Here is a 13,918-nt window from a genome sequence, read left to right as displayed (position 1 = left end):
ATTGCCTTACACAAATCGGCCGGCTGGCGCGCATCCCTGTAGGAGCGGCCTTGTGTCGCGAAAGGGCCGCGAAGCGGCCCCGGGACTTCAGCAGCGGTGCATGAATCGCTGGGGCTGCGCTGCAGCCCTTTCGCGACACAAGGCCGCTCCTACAGGTGCTCGGCGCCTTGAATGGCTTCGTCACCCAGTTGCAAAGTGACACCATGCTCCACTTTTTCTTCCTCGAACAAGCGCCAAACCTGGCCACCTTCGCTACCCAGCAGCTCGACGAAGCGCCGCCCGTCAACCTTGTCCTCCAGCTGCCCCACATAGCGCCCTGCCTCGACCCGGCTCAGCAGCACCTTGCGGTCTTTCTCCGGCTGGGTTGGCGAAATCAGGTTCAGCTCCAGGCTCTGCGGGTCGCTGTTGCCGGCCAGGCGCACATCCACTTCGCCGGTCAGCTCGTCCAGGTGCACGCCGGCCTTCAGGCCCAGCGTCTGCGCCAGCAGTTCTCGGTCCAGCGAGCGGTTGATGCCTTTGCCAGCCTCGTAGTAGTTGTCGTTCACCAGGTTGTCCGGGTTGTGCACGGCGATGCTGACCATGGTCAGGCTCAGGCACACCGAGGTGGCGAGGATACCGATGATGATCCAGGGCCAGAGGTGCTTGTACCAGGGGCTGGCGGCGGTGGCAGGCATTGTGGGTTATCTCTCTCAGCGGATCTGTGGGCCGATGAAGCGGCTCTTGGCTTCAACCTGGGCGTCGCTGTCATCGGCGCTCTTGAGGATGAAGGTGATTTCGTTGGTGGTCGATGGCAGTTTCTCGGGTGCGATCGACAGCTGCACCGGCAGGCTGACAATGTCACCAGCGTCCACGCGGATTTCGCGCTGGCCTTCAAGCTTCAGGTCCGGCAGGCCGGTGGCGTCCAGTACGTAGACGTGGTCACGCTGGTCCTTGTTCATCACTTTCAGGCTGTACACGTTCTCGATCCGGCCCTGGGCGTTCTCGCGGTACAGCACGCGGTCCTTGCTCACGTCGAAACCGACCAGCGAACGGGTGGCGAAGGCGGTGGCCAGGCCGACCATCATCACCAGCAGGACCACGGCATAGCCGATCAGGCGTGGGCGCAGCATGTGGGTCTTCTGCCCGGACAGGTTGTGCTCGGTGGTGTAGCTGATCAGCCCTTTGGGGTAGTTCATCTTGTCCATGATGTTGTCGCAGGCGTCGATGCACGCGGCGCAGCCGATGCACTCGATCTGCAAGCCGTCACGGATGTCGATGCCGGTGGGGCAGACCTGCACGCACATGGTGCAGTCGATGCAGTCGCCCAGGCCCGCGGCCTTATAGTCCAGGTCCTTTTTGCGCGGGCCGCGGGTTTCGCCACGACGCGGGTCGTAGGAAACGATCAGCGTGTCCTTGTCGAACATCACGCTCTGGAAGCGCGCGTAGGGGCACATGTACACGCACACCTGCTCGCGCAGCCAGCCGGCGTTGCCGTAGGTGGCGAGGGTGAAGAAGCCGACCCAGAAGTAGGCCCAGCCGTCGGCCTGGCCGGTAAAGAATTCGGTGGCCAGTTCACGGATCGGCGAGAAATAGCCGACGAAGGTCATGCCGGTGACGAAGCCGATCAGCAGCCACAGGCTGTGCTTGGCGAACTTGCGCAGGAACTTGTTGCCGCTCATGGGGGCTTTGTCGAGCTTCATGCGCTGGTTGCGGTCGCCCTCGGTGACCTTTTCGCACCACATGAAAATCCAGGTCCACACGCTTTGCGGGCAGGTGTAGCCGCACCACACCCGGCCGGCGAACACGGTGATGAAGAACAGGCCGAAGGCGGCAACGATGAGGATGCCCGAAAGCAGGATGAAGTCTTGCGGCCAGATGGTGGCGCCGAAGATGTAGAACTTGCGCTCGGGCAGGTTCCACCACACGGCCTGGTGGCCGCCCCAGTTCAGCCACACGGTGCCGAAGTACAGCAGGAACAGCACAGCCCCGCCGACCATGCGCAGGCGCCGGAACAGGCCGGTGAAGGCACGGGTGTAGATCTTTTCCCGGGAGGCGTAGAGGTCGACGGAATCCTTCCCTTTGTTGGCAGGCGGGGTGACGTCATGTACCGGAATTTGCTTGCTCATCATCAAGTCCCACGGCAGTGGAGAAACGCCGCAGCCAGTGCGTGCCGGCCGCAGTCTCGCGCAATCTGCTAGCGCTCTGCGGCCCATGATACGCCGCTGATGGCAGTATGGGGCTGCACTGCGACCTTTAGTCGCGTTGGGTTCGTGGCATGAATCGTGTTATGGCGGGTGTCAATTGATCCAGGTCATGGGGCCTGCAACAAATGTGTTTTCAGTACCGGCCTCTTCGCGGGTGAACCCGCTCCCACAGGGATCGCACAGATCCTGACGCGAGCGCAGTACCTGTGGGAGCGGGTTTACCCGCGAAGAGGCCAGGCCTGCCTTACTCGGCCTTGGCCGGTTCGGCCTGCTGCGACAGGCTGTACACATAAGCCGCCAGCAAGTGCACCTTGTCATTCCCTTGCAACTGCTCCTGGGCCGGCATCTGCCCCTGGCGACCGTAGCGGATGGTCTGTTGCAACTGGGCAAAGCTCGAACCGTAGATGAACGCCTGCGGATGGGTCAGGTTCGGCGCGCCCATGGCTGGCGTACCCTTGCCCTCCGGCCCGTGGCAGGCCACGCAGTTGGCGGCGAAGATCTTCTGCCCGTTCTCGGCATCGGCCTTCACGCCCTCTGGCAGGGTGCGGCCATCGAGCTTGCTGACCACGAACGCGGCCACATCGGCCACGCCCTGGTCACCGATCACTTCGGCCCAGGCCGGCATCACGCCGTGGCGACCGCCCATGATGGTGGTCTTGATGGTGTCTGGCTCGCCGCCCCAGCGCCAGTCGTTGTCGGTGAGGTTAGGGAAGCCGAAGGCACCCTTGGCGTCGGAGCCGTGGCACACCGAGCAGTTGGAAGCGAACAGCCGCGCGCCCATCTTCAGGGCCTGCGGGTCCTTGGCCACCTCGGTGATGGGCATGGCGGCGAACTTGGCGAAGATCGGCCCGAAGCGGGCGTCGGCCTTGGCCATTTCCTTTTCCCACTCGTGCACGCCGGTCCAGCCCGGCTGGCCGTTGGAAAACTCGGTCTGCTTGTCGTTATCCAGGTACGAGTAGCCCGGCAGGACGCCTTTCCAGTTGCCCAGGCCCGGGTACAGCACCAGGTAGCCGAGGGCGAAGACGATGGTGCCGACGAACAGCCAGAACCACCATTTCGGCAGCGGGTTGTCGTACTCCTCGATGCCATCGAAGGCATGCCCGACGGTTTCGTCGGTGACCTCTTCGCGCTGGCCCTTGCGGGTCGACAGCAGCAGCCAGGTCAACGAGAAGATGGTGCCCAGGGTCAGGACGGTAACGTACAGACTCCAGAAGGTTGTCATTGTTTTTTGCTCCCAGAAGCTTTTGCTTGCTCGACGTGCCGGCTGGCTTCGGGGTCATCCGCGAAGGGCAGTTGGGTCGCTTCGTCGAAGTCCTTCTTGCGCCGTGGGTTGAACACCCACAGCGCCAGGCCCACGAAGGCCACCATCACCACGACGGTGCCCAGGCCGCGAATCATCCCGATATCCATCAGCGTCACCGTTTGCTCTTGATGATGGTGCCAAGACCCTGCAGGTACGCGACGATGGCGTCCATTTCGGTCTTGCCCTTGACCGCGTCGCGGGCCCCGGCGATGTCGGCGTCGGTGTACGGCACGCCGAGGGTGCGCAGCACTTCCATCTTCTTCGCGGTGTCCTTGCCGTCGAGCTTGTGCTCGACCAGCCATGGGTACGACGGCATCTTCGATTCCGGTACCACGTTGCGCGGGTTGTACAGGTGCGCACGGTGCCAGTCATCGGAGTAACGGCCACCGACCCGCGCCAGGTCCGGCCCGGTACGCTTGGAGCCCCACAGGAACGGGTGGTCCCACACGCTCTCGCCGGCTACCGAGTAGTGGCCGTAGCGCTCGGTTTCGGCACGGAACGGGCGGATCATCTGCGAGTGGCAGCCCACGCAGCCTTCGCGGATGTAGATATCGCGGCCTTCAAGTTCCAGCGCGGTGCGCGGCTTCATGCCTTCCACGGGTTTGTTGGTGACGTCCTGGAAAAACAGCGGGACGATCTGGGTCAGGCCACCGACGCTCACGGCGATGACCATGAAGAAGGCCAGCAGGCCTATGTTCTTCTCGACGGCTTCATGCTTCATCAGTGCGCTCCCACGACGACGATCTTGGCGGCTTCCTCAGCCTGTGCCGGGTTGGCGGCACGTACGGTACGGAACACGTTGTAGGCCATCAGCAGCATGCCGGTGGCGAAGAACGCACCGCCCAGGGCGCGGACGATATAGCCAGGGTGGCTGGCCTGCAGGGCTTCGACGAAGGAGTAGGTGAGGGTGCCGTCATCGTTGATGGCGCGCCACATCAGGCCCTGGGTGATGCCGTTTACCCACATCGAGGCGATGTACAGCACGGTACCGATGGTAGCCAGCCAGAAGTGCGCGTTGATCAGGCCGACGCTGTGCATCTGCTCGCGGCCATACAGGCGCGGGATCATGTGGTACACGGCGCCGATCGAGATCATCGCCACCCAGCCGAGGGCGCCGGCGTGCACGTGGCCGATGGTCCAGTCGGTGTAGTGCGACAGCGAGTTCACGGTCTTGATGGCCATCATCGGGCCTTCGAAGGTGGACATGCCGTAGAACGCCAGCGATACCACCAGGAAGCGCAGGATCGGGTCGGTGCGCAGTTTGTGCCAGGCACCGGACAGGGTCATCATGCCGTTGATCATGCCGCCCCAGCTTGGCGCCAGCAGGATGATCGACATGACCATGCCCAGCGACTGTGCCCAGTCAGGCAGGGCGGTGTAGTGCAGGTGGTGCGGGCCGGCCCAGATGTACAGGGTGATCAGTGCCCAGAAGTGCACGATCGACAGGCGATACGAGTAGATCGGGCGTTCGGCCTGCTTGGGTACGAAGTAGTACATCATCCCCAGGAAGCCGGTGGTGAGGAAGAAGCCCACGGCGTTGTGGCCGTACCACCACTGGATCATCGCGTCGGTGGCGCCGGAGTAGGCCGAGTACGATTTGAACAGGCTTACCGGCAGCGAGATGTGGTTGACGATGTGCAGCATCGCGGTAACCACGATGAAGGCGCCGTAGAACCAGTTGCCGACATAGATGTGCTTGGTCTTGCGCTTGACGATGGTGCCGAAGAACACCAGCCCGTAGGTGACCCACACAATGGCCAGCAGGATCGCCAGCGGCCACTCGAGCTCGGCGTATTCCTTGGTGGTGGTGTAGCCCATCGGCAGGGTGATCAGCGCCCCGACGATCACCGCCTGCCAACCCCAGAAGGTGAAGGCGGCCATGCTGTCGGAGATCAGCCGGGTCTGGCAGGTGCGCTGCACCACGTAGTAGCTGGTGCCGAACAGCGCACAGCCCCCGAAGGCGAAGATCACCAGGTTGGTGTGCAGCGGGCGCAGGCGGCCGAAGCTGGTCCAGGGCAGGTCCAGGTTCAGTTGCGGCCATACCAGCTGCGAGGCGATGAAGACGCCGAGGCCCATGCCAAGGATCCCCCAGACCACCGTCATGATGGCGAACTGGCGGACGACCTTATAGTTATAAGCAGTCGGACTGATTGCTGTGCTCATTGCTAAGGTTCCACGGTTTTGATGTTCTTGTTGGTCGAAAAAATCGGCGCCAGTATTGATAACCACCAGGGTTACCGCAACGCAACTTTGGTACGCCGACCCGTGCCCGAGCCCGTTCACTGATGTCCCGCAGCGATCGGGCCTGGACGATTGTACACAAATAAATATTTGTAATGTGTACCGTTTTTCGCCTTTTTCTGATCGATCGGTCAAGCTTTTTATCGGGACGGCGACAGGCTACGCGCCGCGTCTGCTTCGCTCCTTTCGGAGCGAGGCCCACTGAGGCAACAAGCTTAGTTGTGTTCGGAGGGGGTGCAAGGGGGGGTAGAGCGGGGAGAGGGGCTGCTTTGCAGCCCATTCGCAGCACAAGGCTGCTCCTACAGGGGGCGTAATCTTGCGCGGTACCCTTGTAGGAGCAGCCTTGTGCTGCGAATGGGCCGCAAAGCGGCCCTTGGGCGGTATTACTTGGCAGTCACGGTTTCAGCAGCACCATCCTGCGACAGGCTATACACATACGCCGCCAGCAGGTGCACCTTGTCGTTGCCCTGGATCTCCGCCTGCGCCGGCATCTGACCCTGGCGACCATAGCGAATGGTCTGCTGCAGCTGGGCAAAGCTCGAACCGTAGATGAATGCCTGCGGGTGGGTCAGGTCTGGCGCGCCCATGGCCGGGGTACCCTTGCCTTCAGGCCCGTGGCAGGCCACGCAGTTGCCGGCGAAGATTTCCTTGCCCTTGGCGGCGTCGGCCTTGACCCCTTCCGGCAGGCTGCGGCCATCGAGGTTGGTGAGCACGAACGCGGCCACATCCGCCACGCCTTGCTCTCCGATCACTTCGGCCCAGGCCGGCATCACGCCGTGGCGACCATTCATGATCGACGCCTTGATGGTTTCCGCCTCGCCGCCCCAGCGCCAGTCCTTGTCGGTGAGGTTGGGGAAGCCATAGGCACCCTTGGCGTCCGAGCCATGGCAAACCGAGCAGTTCGAGGCGAACAGGCGGCTGCCCATTTTCAGCGCCTGCGGGTCCTTGGCCACTTCTTCCACGGGCATGGCGGCGTACTTGGCAAAGATCGGGCCGAATTTTGCGTCGGCCTTGTCCATTTCCTTCTGCCATTCGTTGGCGCCGGTCCAGCCATTTTCATAGCCCGGCAGGATGCCCTTCCAGTTGCCCAGGCCCGGGTAGAGGATCAGGTAGCCGACCGAGAACACCAGGGTGCCGACGAACAGCCAGAACCACCACTTGGGCAGCGGGTTGTCGTATTCCTCGATGCCGTCGAAGCTGTGGCCCATGGTCTGGTCGGTGGTGTTGTTGCTCTGGCCCTTGCGGGTGGCGAGCAGCAGCCAGGTCAGGCCAATCAGGCTACCGATGGTCAGTACGCAGATGTACGTACTCCAGAAGGTGGTCATTGCCCGTTACTCCTTTTTGCAGCAGGTGCCTGTCCGGCAGAGGGCAGGCGGTCGTCGACGAAGGGCAGCAGGCGCGCTTCGGCGAAATCACGGTCGCGGCGGCGGTTGAATACCCACAGGGTGAGGCCGATGAAGGCGATCATCACCACCAGGGTGCCCAGGCCGCGGATCATGCCGATGTCCATTCCCATCGCATTCACCTCTTGTTCTTGATCGCGGTGCCGAGCACCTGCAGGTAGGCGACCAAAGCGTCCATCTCGGTCTTGCCCTTGACCGCGTCGCGGGCCCCGGCGATGTCATCGTCGGTGTACGGCACGCCCAGGGTGCGCAGGGTGCGCATCTTGGTGTCGGTATGGCTGTTGTCGACCTGCTGGGCGACCAGCCATGGGTACGACGGCATCTTCGACTCCGGTACCACGTTGCGCGGGTTGTACAGGTGCGCACGGTGCCAGTCGTCCGAGTAGCGGCCACCGACCCGGGCCAGGTCCGGCCCGGTGCGCTTGGAGCCCCACAGGAACGGGTGGTCCCACACGCTTTCACCAGCCACCGAGTAGTGGCCATAGCGCTCGGTTTCGGCGCGGAACGGGCGGATCATCTGCGAGTGGCAGCCCACGCAGCCTTCGCGGATGTAGATATCGCGGCCTTCCAGTTGCAGCGCGGTGTAGGGCTTCATGCCTTCCACCGGCTTGTTGGTGACGTCCTGGAAGAACAACGGGACGATCTGGGTCAGGCCGCCGATGCTGACGGCAAACACCATCAGCAGGGCCAGCAGGCCGACGTTTTTCTCGATGACTTCATGTTTCATCAGGCAGGTCTCCTCAAGCCAGCTGGGCGTTCGCAGGGGCGACATCGAGCGCCGGCGAACGCACGGTGCGCCAGGTGTTCCAGGCCATCAGGAACATGCCGCTGAGGAAGATCGCACCGCCGACGAAGCGCACGATGAAGCCTGGGTGGCTGGCCACCAGGGTTTCCACGAACGAGTAGGTGAGCGTGCCGTCGCTGTTGACCGCGCGCCACATCAGGCCCTGGGCGATGCCGTTGACCCACATCGAGGCGATGTACAGCACGGTGCCGATGGTGGCCAGCCAGAAGTGCGCGTTGATCAGGCCGATGCTGTACATGCGCTCCTTGCCGAACACTTTCGGGATGGTGTGGTACAGCGCGCCGATCGAGATCATCGCCACCCAGCCGAGGGCGCCGGCGTGCACGTGGCCGATGGTCCAGTCGGTGTAGTGGGACAGGGCGTTGACCGTCTTGATGGCCATCATCGGGCCTTCGAAGGTGGACATGCCGTAGAACGCCAGCGACACCACCAGGAAGCGCAGGATCGGGTCGCTGCGCAGTTTGTGCCAGGCGCCGGACAGGGTCATCATGCCGTTGATCATGCCGCCCCAGCTTGGTGCCAGCAGGATCAGCGACATCACCATGCCCAGCGACTGTGCCCAGTCGGGCAGGGCGGTGTAGTGCAGGTGGTGCGGGCCGGCCCAGATGTACAGGGTGATCAGCGCCCAGAAGTGCACGATCGACAGGCGATAGGAATACACCGGGCGTTCGGCCTGCTTGGGCACGTAGTAGTACATCATCCCCAGGAAGCCCGCGGTCAGGAAGAAGCCCACGGCGTTGTGGCCGTACCACCACTGCACCATGGCATCGGTGGCGCCGGCATACACCGAGTAGGACTTGGTCAGGCTGACTGGCAGTTCCAGGTTGTTGACGACGTGCAGCATCGCCACGGTGAGGATGAAGCCGCCGAAGAACCAGTTACCGACGTAGATGTGCTTGGTGTTGCGCTTCATCAGCGTGCCGAAGAACACGATGGCGTAGCTCACCCAGACGATGGTGATCAGGATGTCGATCGGCCATTCCAGTTCGGCGTATTCCTTGGAGCTGGTGTAGCCCAGCGGCAGGCTGATGGCCGCCAGCAGGATCACCAGTTGCCAGCCCCAGAAGGTGAACGCGGCCAGGCCCGGTGCGAACAGGGTGGTCTGGCAGGTGCGTTGCACCGAATAATAGGAGGTGGCGAACAGCGCACAGCCGCCGAAGGCGAAGATCACCGCATTGGTATGCAGGGGGCGCAGGCGGCCAAAGCTGGTCCAGGGGAGGTCGAAGTTGAGGGAAGGCCAGGCGAGCTGGGCGGCGATGAAGACGCCGAGCCCCATCCCGACGATTCCCCACACCACCGTCATGATGGCGAATTGGCGGACCACCTTGTAGTTATAGGCGGTACTGCTGGTTGTGTTCATGTATGGGTTCCCATCCACGGTTATTTGGCAGGCTTTACAGCGAGGCAAGCATGATTAATGGGCAAAGTGCCGGTATTGACGGGGATCAATGGGCGAAGGTCGGAAATGTCCCAGGCTTGCGCTGCGATCCCCCGCACGTTCGGGGCAAGGACGGCTACAAGGGCTGCCTGATCCTAGCCCATGGCGCAGGTGCGCCGATGGACAGCGGGTTCATGGACGAAATGGCGCAAAGGCTTGCGGCGCTTGGGGTAGCGGTAGTGCGCTTCGAGTTCCCGTACATGGCCGAGCGCAGGGTTGCCGGCGGCAAGCGGCCGCCGAACCCGCAGAAGGTGTTGCTGGAATGCTGGCGCGAGGTGTACCGGCAGGTGCGACCTTTGGTCGCGGGCAAGCTGGCGGTGGGTGGCAAGTCCATGGGCGGGCGCATGGCCAGCCTGCTGGCCGATGAACTGGAAGCGGATGCACTGGTGTGCCTGGGCTATCCGTTCTATGCGGTGGGCAAGCCGGAAAAGCCACGGGTCGAGCACCTGGCCGAATTGAAGACGCCGACGTTGATCGTGCAGGGCGAGCGGGATGCGCTGGGTAACCGCGAGGCGGTGGCAGGGTATGCGTTATCGCCGGCGATCGAGGTCAGCTGGCTGGTGGCGGGGGACCATGACCTGAAGCCGCTGAAGGCCTCGGGGTTCAGCCATGAGCAGCACTTGCAGGCGGCGGCTGAGAAGGTTGCAGCTTTCCTGAAAGATTAGTGCTGGATTCTTCGCGGGCTTGCCCGCTCCCACAGGAACTACACAGGCCTGGAAGCTTGTGTGGTATCTGTGGGAGCGGGCGAGCCCGCGAAGAGGCCGGTACAGGCTACCGCTTAGTCACGGTACTCGCACAGGTAGGCAGTATCCACCGCCACCTTCAGCTGGAACTTGCTGTCGGCGGCCACATTGAACTTGTCACCGGCGTTGAAGGTTTCCCAGTTGTCGCTACCCGGCAGCTTCACGGTCAGGGCGCCGGAAACCACGTGCATGATTTCGCGCTTGGCAGTGCCGAACTCGTACTCGCCCGGGGCCATGACGCCGACGGTGGCCGGGCCTTCAGTGCCTTCGAAGGCGATCGACTTGACAGTACCATCGAAGTATTCGTTGACCTTGAACATGGGGCGACTCCTGAAAGGGGGGGATGAAAAAGGGCTGGCCAGTATGCCCAAGCCCACGGGCCCCGTCATCTGCTTTCAGGTAGCGTCCACCGGCAGGCTCAACGGCAGCAGCCGCGCGGTATTGCGCGCATCTTCCAGGGCCCGGTGCTGCTGCCCGCAAAAGTGCATGCCGGCCAGCTGTAGTGCACCGTTCAGCCCCGCGGGGCGCTGCAGGTGGCGGGCCTTGGCGAAGCGTTGCTTGAGGTTGATGTGCGGCAGGGTCCGCAGCAGGCTGTCCAGCCCATGCTGCTGCCACTCCTGGTGCAACTGCTGGCGGTCGTAGTCGCCCCAGCTGACCCAGGCCTGAAGCTGCCCGCGGTGGTGCCCGAGCCAGCGCTCGAAGCTTGCCCATACCTCGCGGAACGGTGCGGCACTGTCCACGCTGGCCTGGCTGATGTGGGTCAGCTCACGGCAGAACGGGGTCAGCTGCGGCCGCCGCCGGGGCTTCACGAAGCGCTGGAAGTGGTCGACCTCGCGGCCTTCGCGGGTAACCAGGCTTGCGCCGATTTCAATGACTTCCATCTCTGTGACCGGCCACCCACCATCGTCGGTGGTGGCTTCCAGGTCGATCACCAACCAATGGCCCATACCAGGCTCCCTTGCAGATCCTGCTAGAGCGTAGCCAAACTCAGGGCATCCGGCATCCCCTGGCAATTTGCCTGCGGCTTTGGCACAAAGGGCCACTATCCGGCAGTTGTGTCCGGCCCGGAAAACGCCTAGCTTAGGTGGACCCAGGCATGAACCGTGATGAGCATCCGTCTTGACTCCAGCGCCCGGCCTAAAGGCCCTGTCTTCCCTGATGCTGCTGGCCGTGTTCTGGCTGGCGGCGCCGGTATGGGCTGCCGATGCCGTCGAAGTGAGGATTGGCGCGGCGCATTTCCCACCGTACACGGTACGCCCCGAGCAGGGCGCCGACAGCGGCCTGCTGCCGCAGTTGGTCGACGCGCTCAACCGCACGCAGCAGCGCTACCACTTCGTCGTGGTGCCCACCTCCATCCAGCGGCGTTTTGGTGACCTCCAGCAAGGCCGCACCGACATGGCCATTTTCGAGAACCCGGAGTGGGGCTGGCAGCAGATTGCCCACCAGAGCGTGGACCTGGGCCTGGAAGATGCCGAGGTGTTCGTCGCCCGCAAGGCCAACGGCCGTGACCCGCATTACTTCGACGACCTGCACGGCAAGCGCCTGGCGCTGATCAACGGCTACCACTATGCGTTCGCCGGCTTCAACTCCGACCCGGACTACCTGCGCACCGCCTACAAAGCGACCCTGACCTATTCCCACGACAGCAACCTGCTGATGGTGCAGGCCGACCGCGCCGACATCGCCCTGGTCACGCGTTCCTATCTCAGTGATTTCCTGGCGCGCAACCCGGCCAGCCGGGAGCAGTTGGTGTCCTCGCAGCGCATTGACCAGGTCTACCATCACTACGCCTTGCTGCGCCCGGGGGCGCCGATCGGCGAGCAGTCGTTCGCGGCGCTGCTGCGGGCCCTGCGCGACAGTGGCGAGCTGGCGCGCATCTTCGAGCCCTACCGCATCACGGTGTCGGCCCCACACGACTAAATTCCCGTGGTGCGGCAACGTTCTCAGCAGTGAGCCTTTTCTTCATTGCCGTGAGTCAAGCCCATGCCGTTCGATGCCGCTTCGCAGCCCCAGTCAGCGCCACGCTGGCGCAGCCTCAGTGCCAAGGAGGGCGACAGCTGGCTGAGCCTGTCCCTCGAAGGCCGCCCGCTGATCCAGTTGCGCCTGGAGGTGGGCGCCACCCTGCATGTTCACCTGGAGCGGCTGTGCCCCGAGCGCCCCTATCAGGCCTTGTGGGCCGCCTGTTATTGGCTGCTGGCCCGCGACACCGCCTGCCAGCGCCTGGCCTGGTACCTGCCCGAGGCGTTGCCCCAGGCATTGACCAGTGGCCTGCTGCTGGCCGGCGAGCAGCCTGGCCAATACCTGTGCGAGCGAGCGCTGTTCTGGCAGCTGCCACAGCCCTGGCTGGGCGAGTCGGCCAGCGTGGCATACCCGCAGCAAATGCAGATCAGCAACGGCAAGCGCCACCCACGCCGCGCGCCCAAGCCTCGTGGCGAGGTGTACCGGCGCTTCGATACGCGCCTGGGCAGTTGGGTGTCGCTGCGTACCTTGGAGATCGAGCATGACCTGGAGCGCTTCAACCGCTGGCAGAACAACCCGCGGGTGGAGGCGTTCTGGCAGGAGGCTGGCACCCTGGCGCAGCACCGTGAATACCTGGGCAAGCTCGAGGCCGACCCGCATGCCCTGACGTTGATCGGCTGCTTCGATGACCAGCCGTTTGCCTACTTCGAGGCGTACTGGGCCAAGGAAGACCGCATTGCGCCGTTCTACCCGGCCGATGACTACGACCGTGGCATCCACATGCTGGTAGGGGAGGAGAGCCATCGCGGGCCGCACAAGGTGGCCAGCTGGCTATCGGCGCTGGTGCACTACCTGTTCCTGGATGACCCGCGCACCCAGCGGGTGGTGGCCGAGCCGCGTGCCGACAACGGCAAGATGATCGGCTACATGCACGACCAGTGCTTCCATTGCGACAAGGAGTTCGACTTCCCGCACAAGCGCGCGGCGTTGATGATTCTGGGGCGGGAGCGGTTTTTCGATCGCTGCAAACTGGCTTGATATCGAGGCGGCTTCTTCGCGGGCGCGCCCGCTCCCACAGGTCCCCCTCAGTCTTTGAGGTCTGTGCTTTTCCTGTGGGAGCGGGCGTGCCCGCGAAGAAGCAGACTCTGCCTGATCAGGCCTGCCGATTGGCCGTCTTGCGGCAATGCACCAGCGCATCGCGGATCATGAAGTTGACCAGCGTCGGCGACACTCCCAGCTCCTTGGCAATGTCCTTCTGCGGCACGCCATGCAAGCGGTACATCTCGAAGGCATAGCGGGTGCGCTGGGGCAGTTCGTTCAGCGCCTCGGCAATGTCATCCAGCGCGGCAAGGTTGATGTGGGTGGCTTCGGGGGAGGCGTTCTGCACGACTACGTTCAGGCCTTCCTCCTCGCTGCCGGAGTACTTCAACTCCATCGCCTGCTTGCGATAGTGGTCGATGGCCAGGTTGCGCACGATCTGGAACAGGTAGCTCAGCTGCGCCTTGAACGACGATGTGATCTGCGGGGCGGCGCTGAGCCGGAAAAAGGCGTCCTGCACCACATCTTCGGCGCGCGACCGGCAGCCGGTGATGCGGGCAGCGATCTTGACCAGGATGCTGCGGTTGTCGACGAAGGCCTGTAGTAATGGTGAATCGCACTTACTTGTGGATAGTTGTTCCGCCATGGAAATCACCTTGTCACAGAGGGGAAAGGACGCCCCCAAATTTGGGAAGCTTCCTACGACGGGCGACAAGCTATTCAGAATGATAATGATTGTCAAATGCGAAATGTAATTAGTTTCATGTGATTTCAGTTCTAAAGCGCAGAAATGGCTGGGTGCATG

The 13,918-nt window shown here is 63.2% G+C and carries 16 protein-coding genes; 3 read left to right on the top strand and 13 right to left on the bottom strand.

The genetic code is table 11. The features are described from left to right. Positions 1–149: 149 nt before the first annotated feature. From ACGLHT_RS04935 to ccoN (ACGLHT_RS04890), 10 genes are all read right to left on the bottom strand, one after another. Positions 150–674: a FixH family protein gene (locus ACGLHT_RS04935; RefSeq protein WP_054572585.1), complete on the bottom strand. Its 525-nt coding sequence runs from the start codon at positions 672–674 to the stop codon at positions 150–152. Between the two features lie 15 nt (positions 675–689). Then, complete coding sequence (ccoG, locus tag ACGLHT_RS04930) at positions 690–2,105, bottom strand: cytochrome c oxidase accessory protein CcoG (protein WP_137164485.1); 1,416 nt, start codon at positions 2,103–2,105, stop codon at positions 690–692. A 322-nt stretch (positions 2,106–2,427) separates the two neighbouring features. After that, positions 2,428–3,405: a cytochrome-c oxidase, cbb3-type subunit III gene (ccoP, locus tag ACGLHT_RS04925; RefSeq protein ID WP_046615057.1), complete on the bottom strand. Its 978-nt coding sequence runs from the start codon at positions 3,403–3,405 to the stop codon at positions 2,428–2,430. Next, the gene (locus ACGLHT_RS04920) at positions 3,402–3,593 is read right to left on the bottom strand and encodes a CcoQ/FixQ family Cbb3-type cytochrome c oxidase assembly chaperone (RefSeq protein ID WP_003259925.1); all 192 of its coding nucleotides are present in this window, start codon (positions 3,591–3,593) and stop codon (positions 3,402–3,404) included. The genes ccoP (ACGLHT_RS04925) and ACGLHT_RS04920 overlap by 4 nt, the downstream gene beginning before the upstream one ends. A 5-nt stretch (positions 3,594–3,598) precedes the next feature. Further along, a complete protein-coding gene (ccoO, locus tag ACGLHT_RS04915) occupies positions 3,599–4,207 on the bottom strand; it encodes a cytochrome-c oxidase, cbb3-type subunit II (RefSeq protein WP_013973496.1) in 609 nt (202 codons plus the stop codon). Then, positions 4,207–5,649 (bottom strand): cytochrome-c oxidase, cbb3-type subunit I, encoded by a 1,443-nt coding sequence (gene ccoN, locus ACGLHT_RS04910; protein ID WP_015271137.1) that lies wholly within the window; start codon positions 5,647–5,649, stop codon positions 4,207–4,209. The genes ccoO (ACGLHT_RS04915) and ccoN (ACGLHT_RS04910) overlap by 1 nt, the downstream gene beginning before the upstream one ends. 461 nt (positions 5,650–6,110) lie before the next feature. After that, on the bottom strand, positions 6,111–7,052 hold the full coding sequence (ccoP, locus tag ACGLHT_RS04905) for a cytochrome-c oxidase, cbb3-type subunit III (RefSeq protein ID WP_015271136.1): 942 nt from the start codon (positions 7,050–7,052) through the stop codon (positions 6,111–6,113). After that, complete coding sequence (locus ACGLHT_RS04900; RefSeq protein ID WP_025340008.1) at positions 7,049–7,243, bottom strand: cbb3-type cytochrome c oxidase subunit 3; 195 nt, start codon at positions 7,241–7,243, stop codon at positions 7,049–7,051. Before ACGLHT_RS04900 ends, ccoP (ACGLHT_RS04905) begins: the two co-directional genes overlap by 4 nt. Positions 7,244–7,248: 5 nt before the next feature. After that, positions 7,249–7,857, bottom strand: a complete 609-nt coding sequence (gene ccoO / locus ACGLHT_RS04895) for a cytochrome-c oxidase, cbb3-type subunit II (protein ID WP_013973492.1) — start codon at positions 7,855–7,857, stop codon at positions 7,249–7,251. A 13-nt stretch (positions 7,858–7,870) separates the two neighbouring features. Further along, positions 7,871–9,295: a cytochrome-c oxidase, cbb3-type subunit I gene (ccoN, locus tag ACGLHT_RS04890; protein WP_013973491.1), complete on the bottom strand. Its 1,425-nt coding sequence runs from the start codon at positions 9,293–9,295 to the stop codon at positions 7,871–7,873. Positions 9,296–9,345: 50 nt separating this feature from the next. Here ccoN (ACGLHT_RS04890) and ACGLHT_RS04885 point away from each other — a divergent pair, with 50 nt between their 5' ends. Next, positions 9,346–10,038 carry an alpha/beta family hydrolase gene (locus tag ACGLHT_RS04885; protein ID WP_025340007.1) on the top strand — a complete coding sequence of 231 codons (693 nt, stop codon included), beginning with the start codon at positions 9,346–9,348 and terminating at the stop codon, positions 10,036–10,038. A 113-nt stretch (positions 10,039–10,151) separates the two neighbouring features. Here the strand turns inward: ACGLHT_RS04885 and ACGLHT_RS04880 are convergent, their stop codons facing one another. Together ACGLHT_RS04880 and ACGLHT_RS04875 are read right to left on the bottom strand one after the other, a co-directional pair. Further along, positions 10,152–10,436 carry a pyrimidine/purine nucleoside phosphorylase gene (locus ACGLHT_RS04880; RefSeq protein WP_012315400.1) on the bottom strand — a complete coding sequence of 95 codons (285 nt, stop codon included), beginning with the start codon at positions 10,434–10,436 and terminating at the stop codon, positions 10,152–10,154. A 75-nt stretch (positions 10,437–10,511) separates the two neighbouring features. Beyond that, entirely contained in the window at positions 10,512–11,063 is a 552-nt protein-coding gene (locus tag ACGLHT_RS04875) for an exonuclease domain-containing protein (protein ID WP_075045871.1), read from the bottom strand. A 172-nt stretch (positions 11,064–11,235) separates the two neighbouring features. Here ACGLHT_RS04875 and ACGLHT_RS04870 point away from each other — a divergent pair, with 172 nt between their 5' ends. Next, positions 11,236–12,036 (top strand): ABC transporter substrate-binding protein, encoded by an 801-nt coding sequence (locus ACGLHT_RS04870; protein WP_274120450.1) that lies wholly within the window; start codon positions 11,236–11,238, stop codon positions 12,034–12,036. Between the two features lie 63 nt (positions 12,037–12,099). Further along, the gene (locus tag ACGLHT_RS04865) at positions 12,100–13,113 is read left to right on the top strand and encodes a GNAT family N-acetyltransferase (protein ID WP_274120449.1); all 1,014 of its coding nucleotides are present in this window, start codon (positions 12,100–12,102) and stop codon (positions 13,111–13,113) included. A 115-nt stretch (positions 13,114–13,228) separates the two neighbouring features. Here the strand turns inward: ACGLHT_RS04865 and ACGLHT_RS04860 are convergent, their stop codons facing one another. After that, the gene (locus ACGLHT_RS04860; protein ID WP_274120448.1) at positions 13,229–13,759 is read right to left on the bottom strand and encodes an RNA polymerase factor sigma-70; all 531 of its coding nucleotides are present in this window, start codon (positions 13,757–13,759) and stop codon (positions 13,229–13,231) included. Positions 13,760–13,918: the final 159 nt, after the last annotated feature.

Origin of the sequence: Pseudomonas sp. PsB, assembly GCF_043658375.1 — a bacterium.
Classification (GTDB): domain Bacteria; phylum Pseudomonadota; class Gammaproteobacteria; order Pseudomonadales; family Pseudomonadaceae; genus Aquipseudomonas; species Aquipseudomonas putida_Z.
Note: the sequence above shows the minus strand (reverse complement) of the source record. Positions and strands in the feature narration are given on the sequence as shown.

What these genes read in the sequence shown, in the direction of transcription:
- ccoP (WP_046615057.1), bottom strand. Translation starts at nt 3,405, where the DNA reads ATGACAACCTTCTGGAGTCTGTACGTTACCGTCCTGACCCTGGGCACC.
- ccoN (WP_015271137.1), bottom strand. Translation starts at nt 5,649, where the DNA reads ATGAGCACAGCAATCAGTCCGACTGCTTATAACTATAAGGTCGTCCGC.
- ACGLHT_RS04935 (WP_054572585.1), bottom strand. Translation starts at nt 674, where the DNA reads ATGCCTGCCACCGCCGCCAGCCCCTGGTACAAGCACCTCTGGCCCTGG.
- ACGLHT_RS04885 (WP_025340007.1), top strand. Translation starts at nt 9,346, where the DNA reads ATGATTAATGGGCAAAGTGCCGGTATTGACGGGGATCAATGGGCGAAG.
- ACGLHT_RS04920 (WP_003259925.1), bottom strand. Translation starts at nt 3,593, where the DNA reads ATGGATATCGGGATGATTCGCGGCCTGGGCACCGTCGTGGTGATGGTG.
- ccoG (WP_137164485.1), bottom strand. Translation starts at nt 2,105, where the DNA reads ATGAGCAAGCAAATTCCGGTACATGACGTCACCCCGCCTGCCAACAAA.
- ccoO (WP_013973496.1), bottom strand. Translation starts at nt 4,207, where the DNA reads ATGAAGCATGAAGCCGTCGAGAAGAACATAGGCCTGCTGGCCTTCTTC.
- ACGLHT_RS04875 (WP_075045871.1), bottom strand. Translation starts at nt 11,063, where the DNA reads ATGGGCCATTGGTTGGTGATCGACCTGGAAGCCACCACCGACGATGGT.
- ACGLHT_RS04860 (WP_274120448.1), bottom strand. Translation starts at nt 13,759, where the DNA reads ATGGCGGAACAACTATCCACAAGTAAGTGCGATTCACCATTACTACAG.
- ccoN (WP_013973491.1), bottom strand. Translation starts at nt 9,295, where the DNA reads ATGAACACAACCAGCAGTACCGCCTATAACTACAAGGTGGTCCGCCAA.
- ccoP (WP_015271136.1), bottom strand. Translation starts at nt 7,052, where the DNA reads ATGACCACCTTCTGGAGTACGTACATCTGCGTACTGACCATCGGTAGC.
- ACGLHT_RS04900 (WP_025340008.1), bottom strand. Translation starts at nt 7,243, where the DNA reads ATGGGAATGGACATCGGCATGATCCGCGGCCTGGGCACCCTGGTGGTG.
- ACGLHT_RS04880 (WP_012315400.1), bottom strand. Translation starts at nt 10,436, where the DNA reads ATGTTCAAGGTCAACGAATACTTCGATGGTACTGTCAAGTCGATCGCC.
- ACGLHT_RS04865 (WP_274120449.1), top strand. Translation starts at nt 12,100, where the DNA reads ATGCCGTTCGATGCCGCTTCGCAGCCCCAGTCAGCGCCACGCTGGCGC.
- ccoO (WP_013973492.1), bottom strand. Translation starts at nt 7,857, where the DNA reads ATGAAACATGAAGTCATCGAGAAAAACGTCGGCCTGCTGGCCCTGCTG.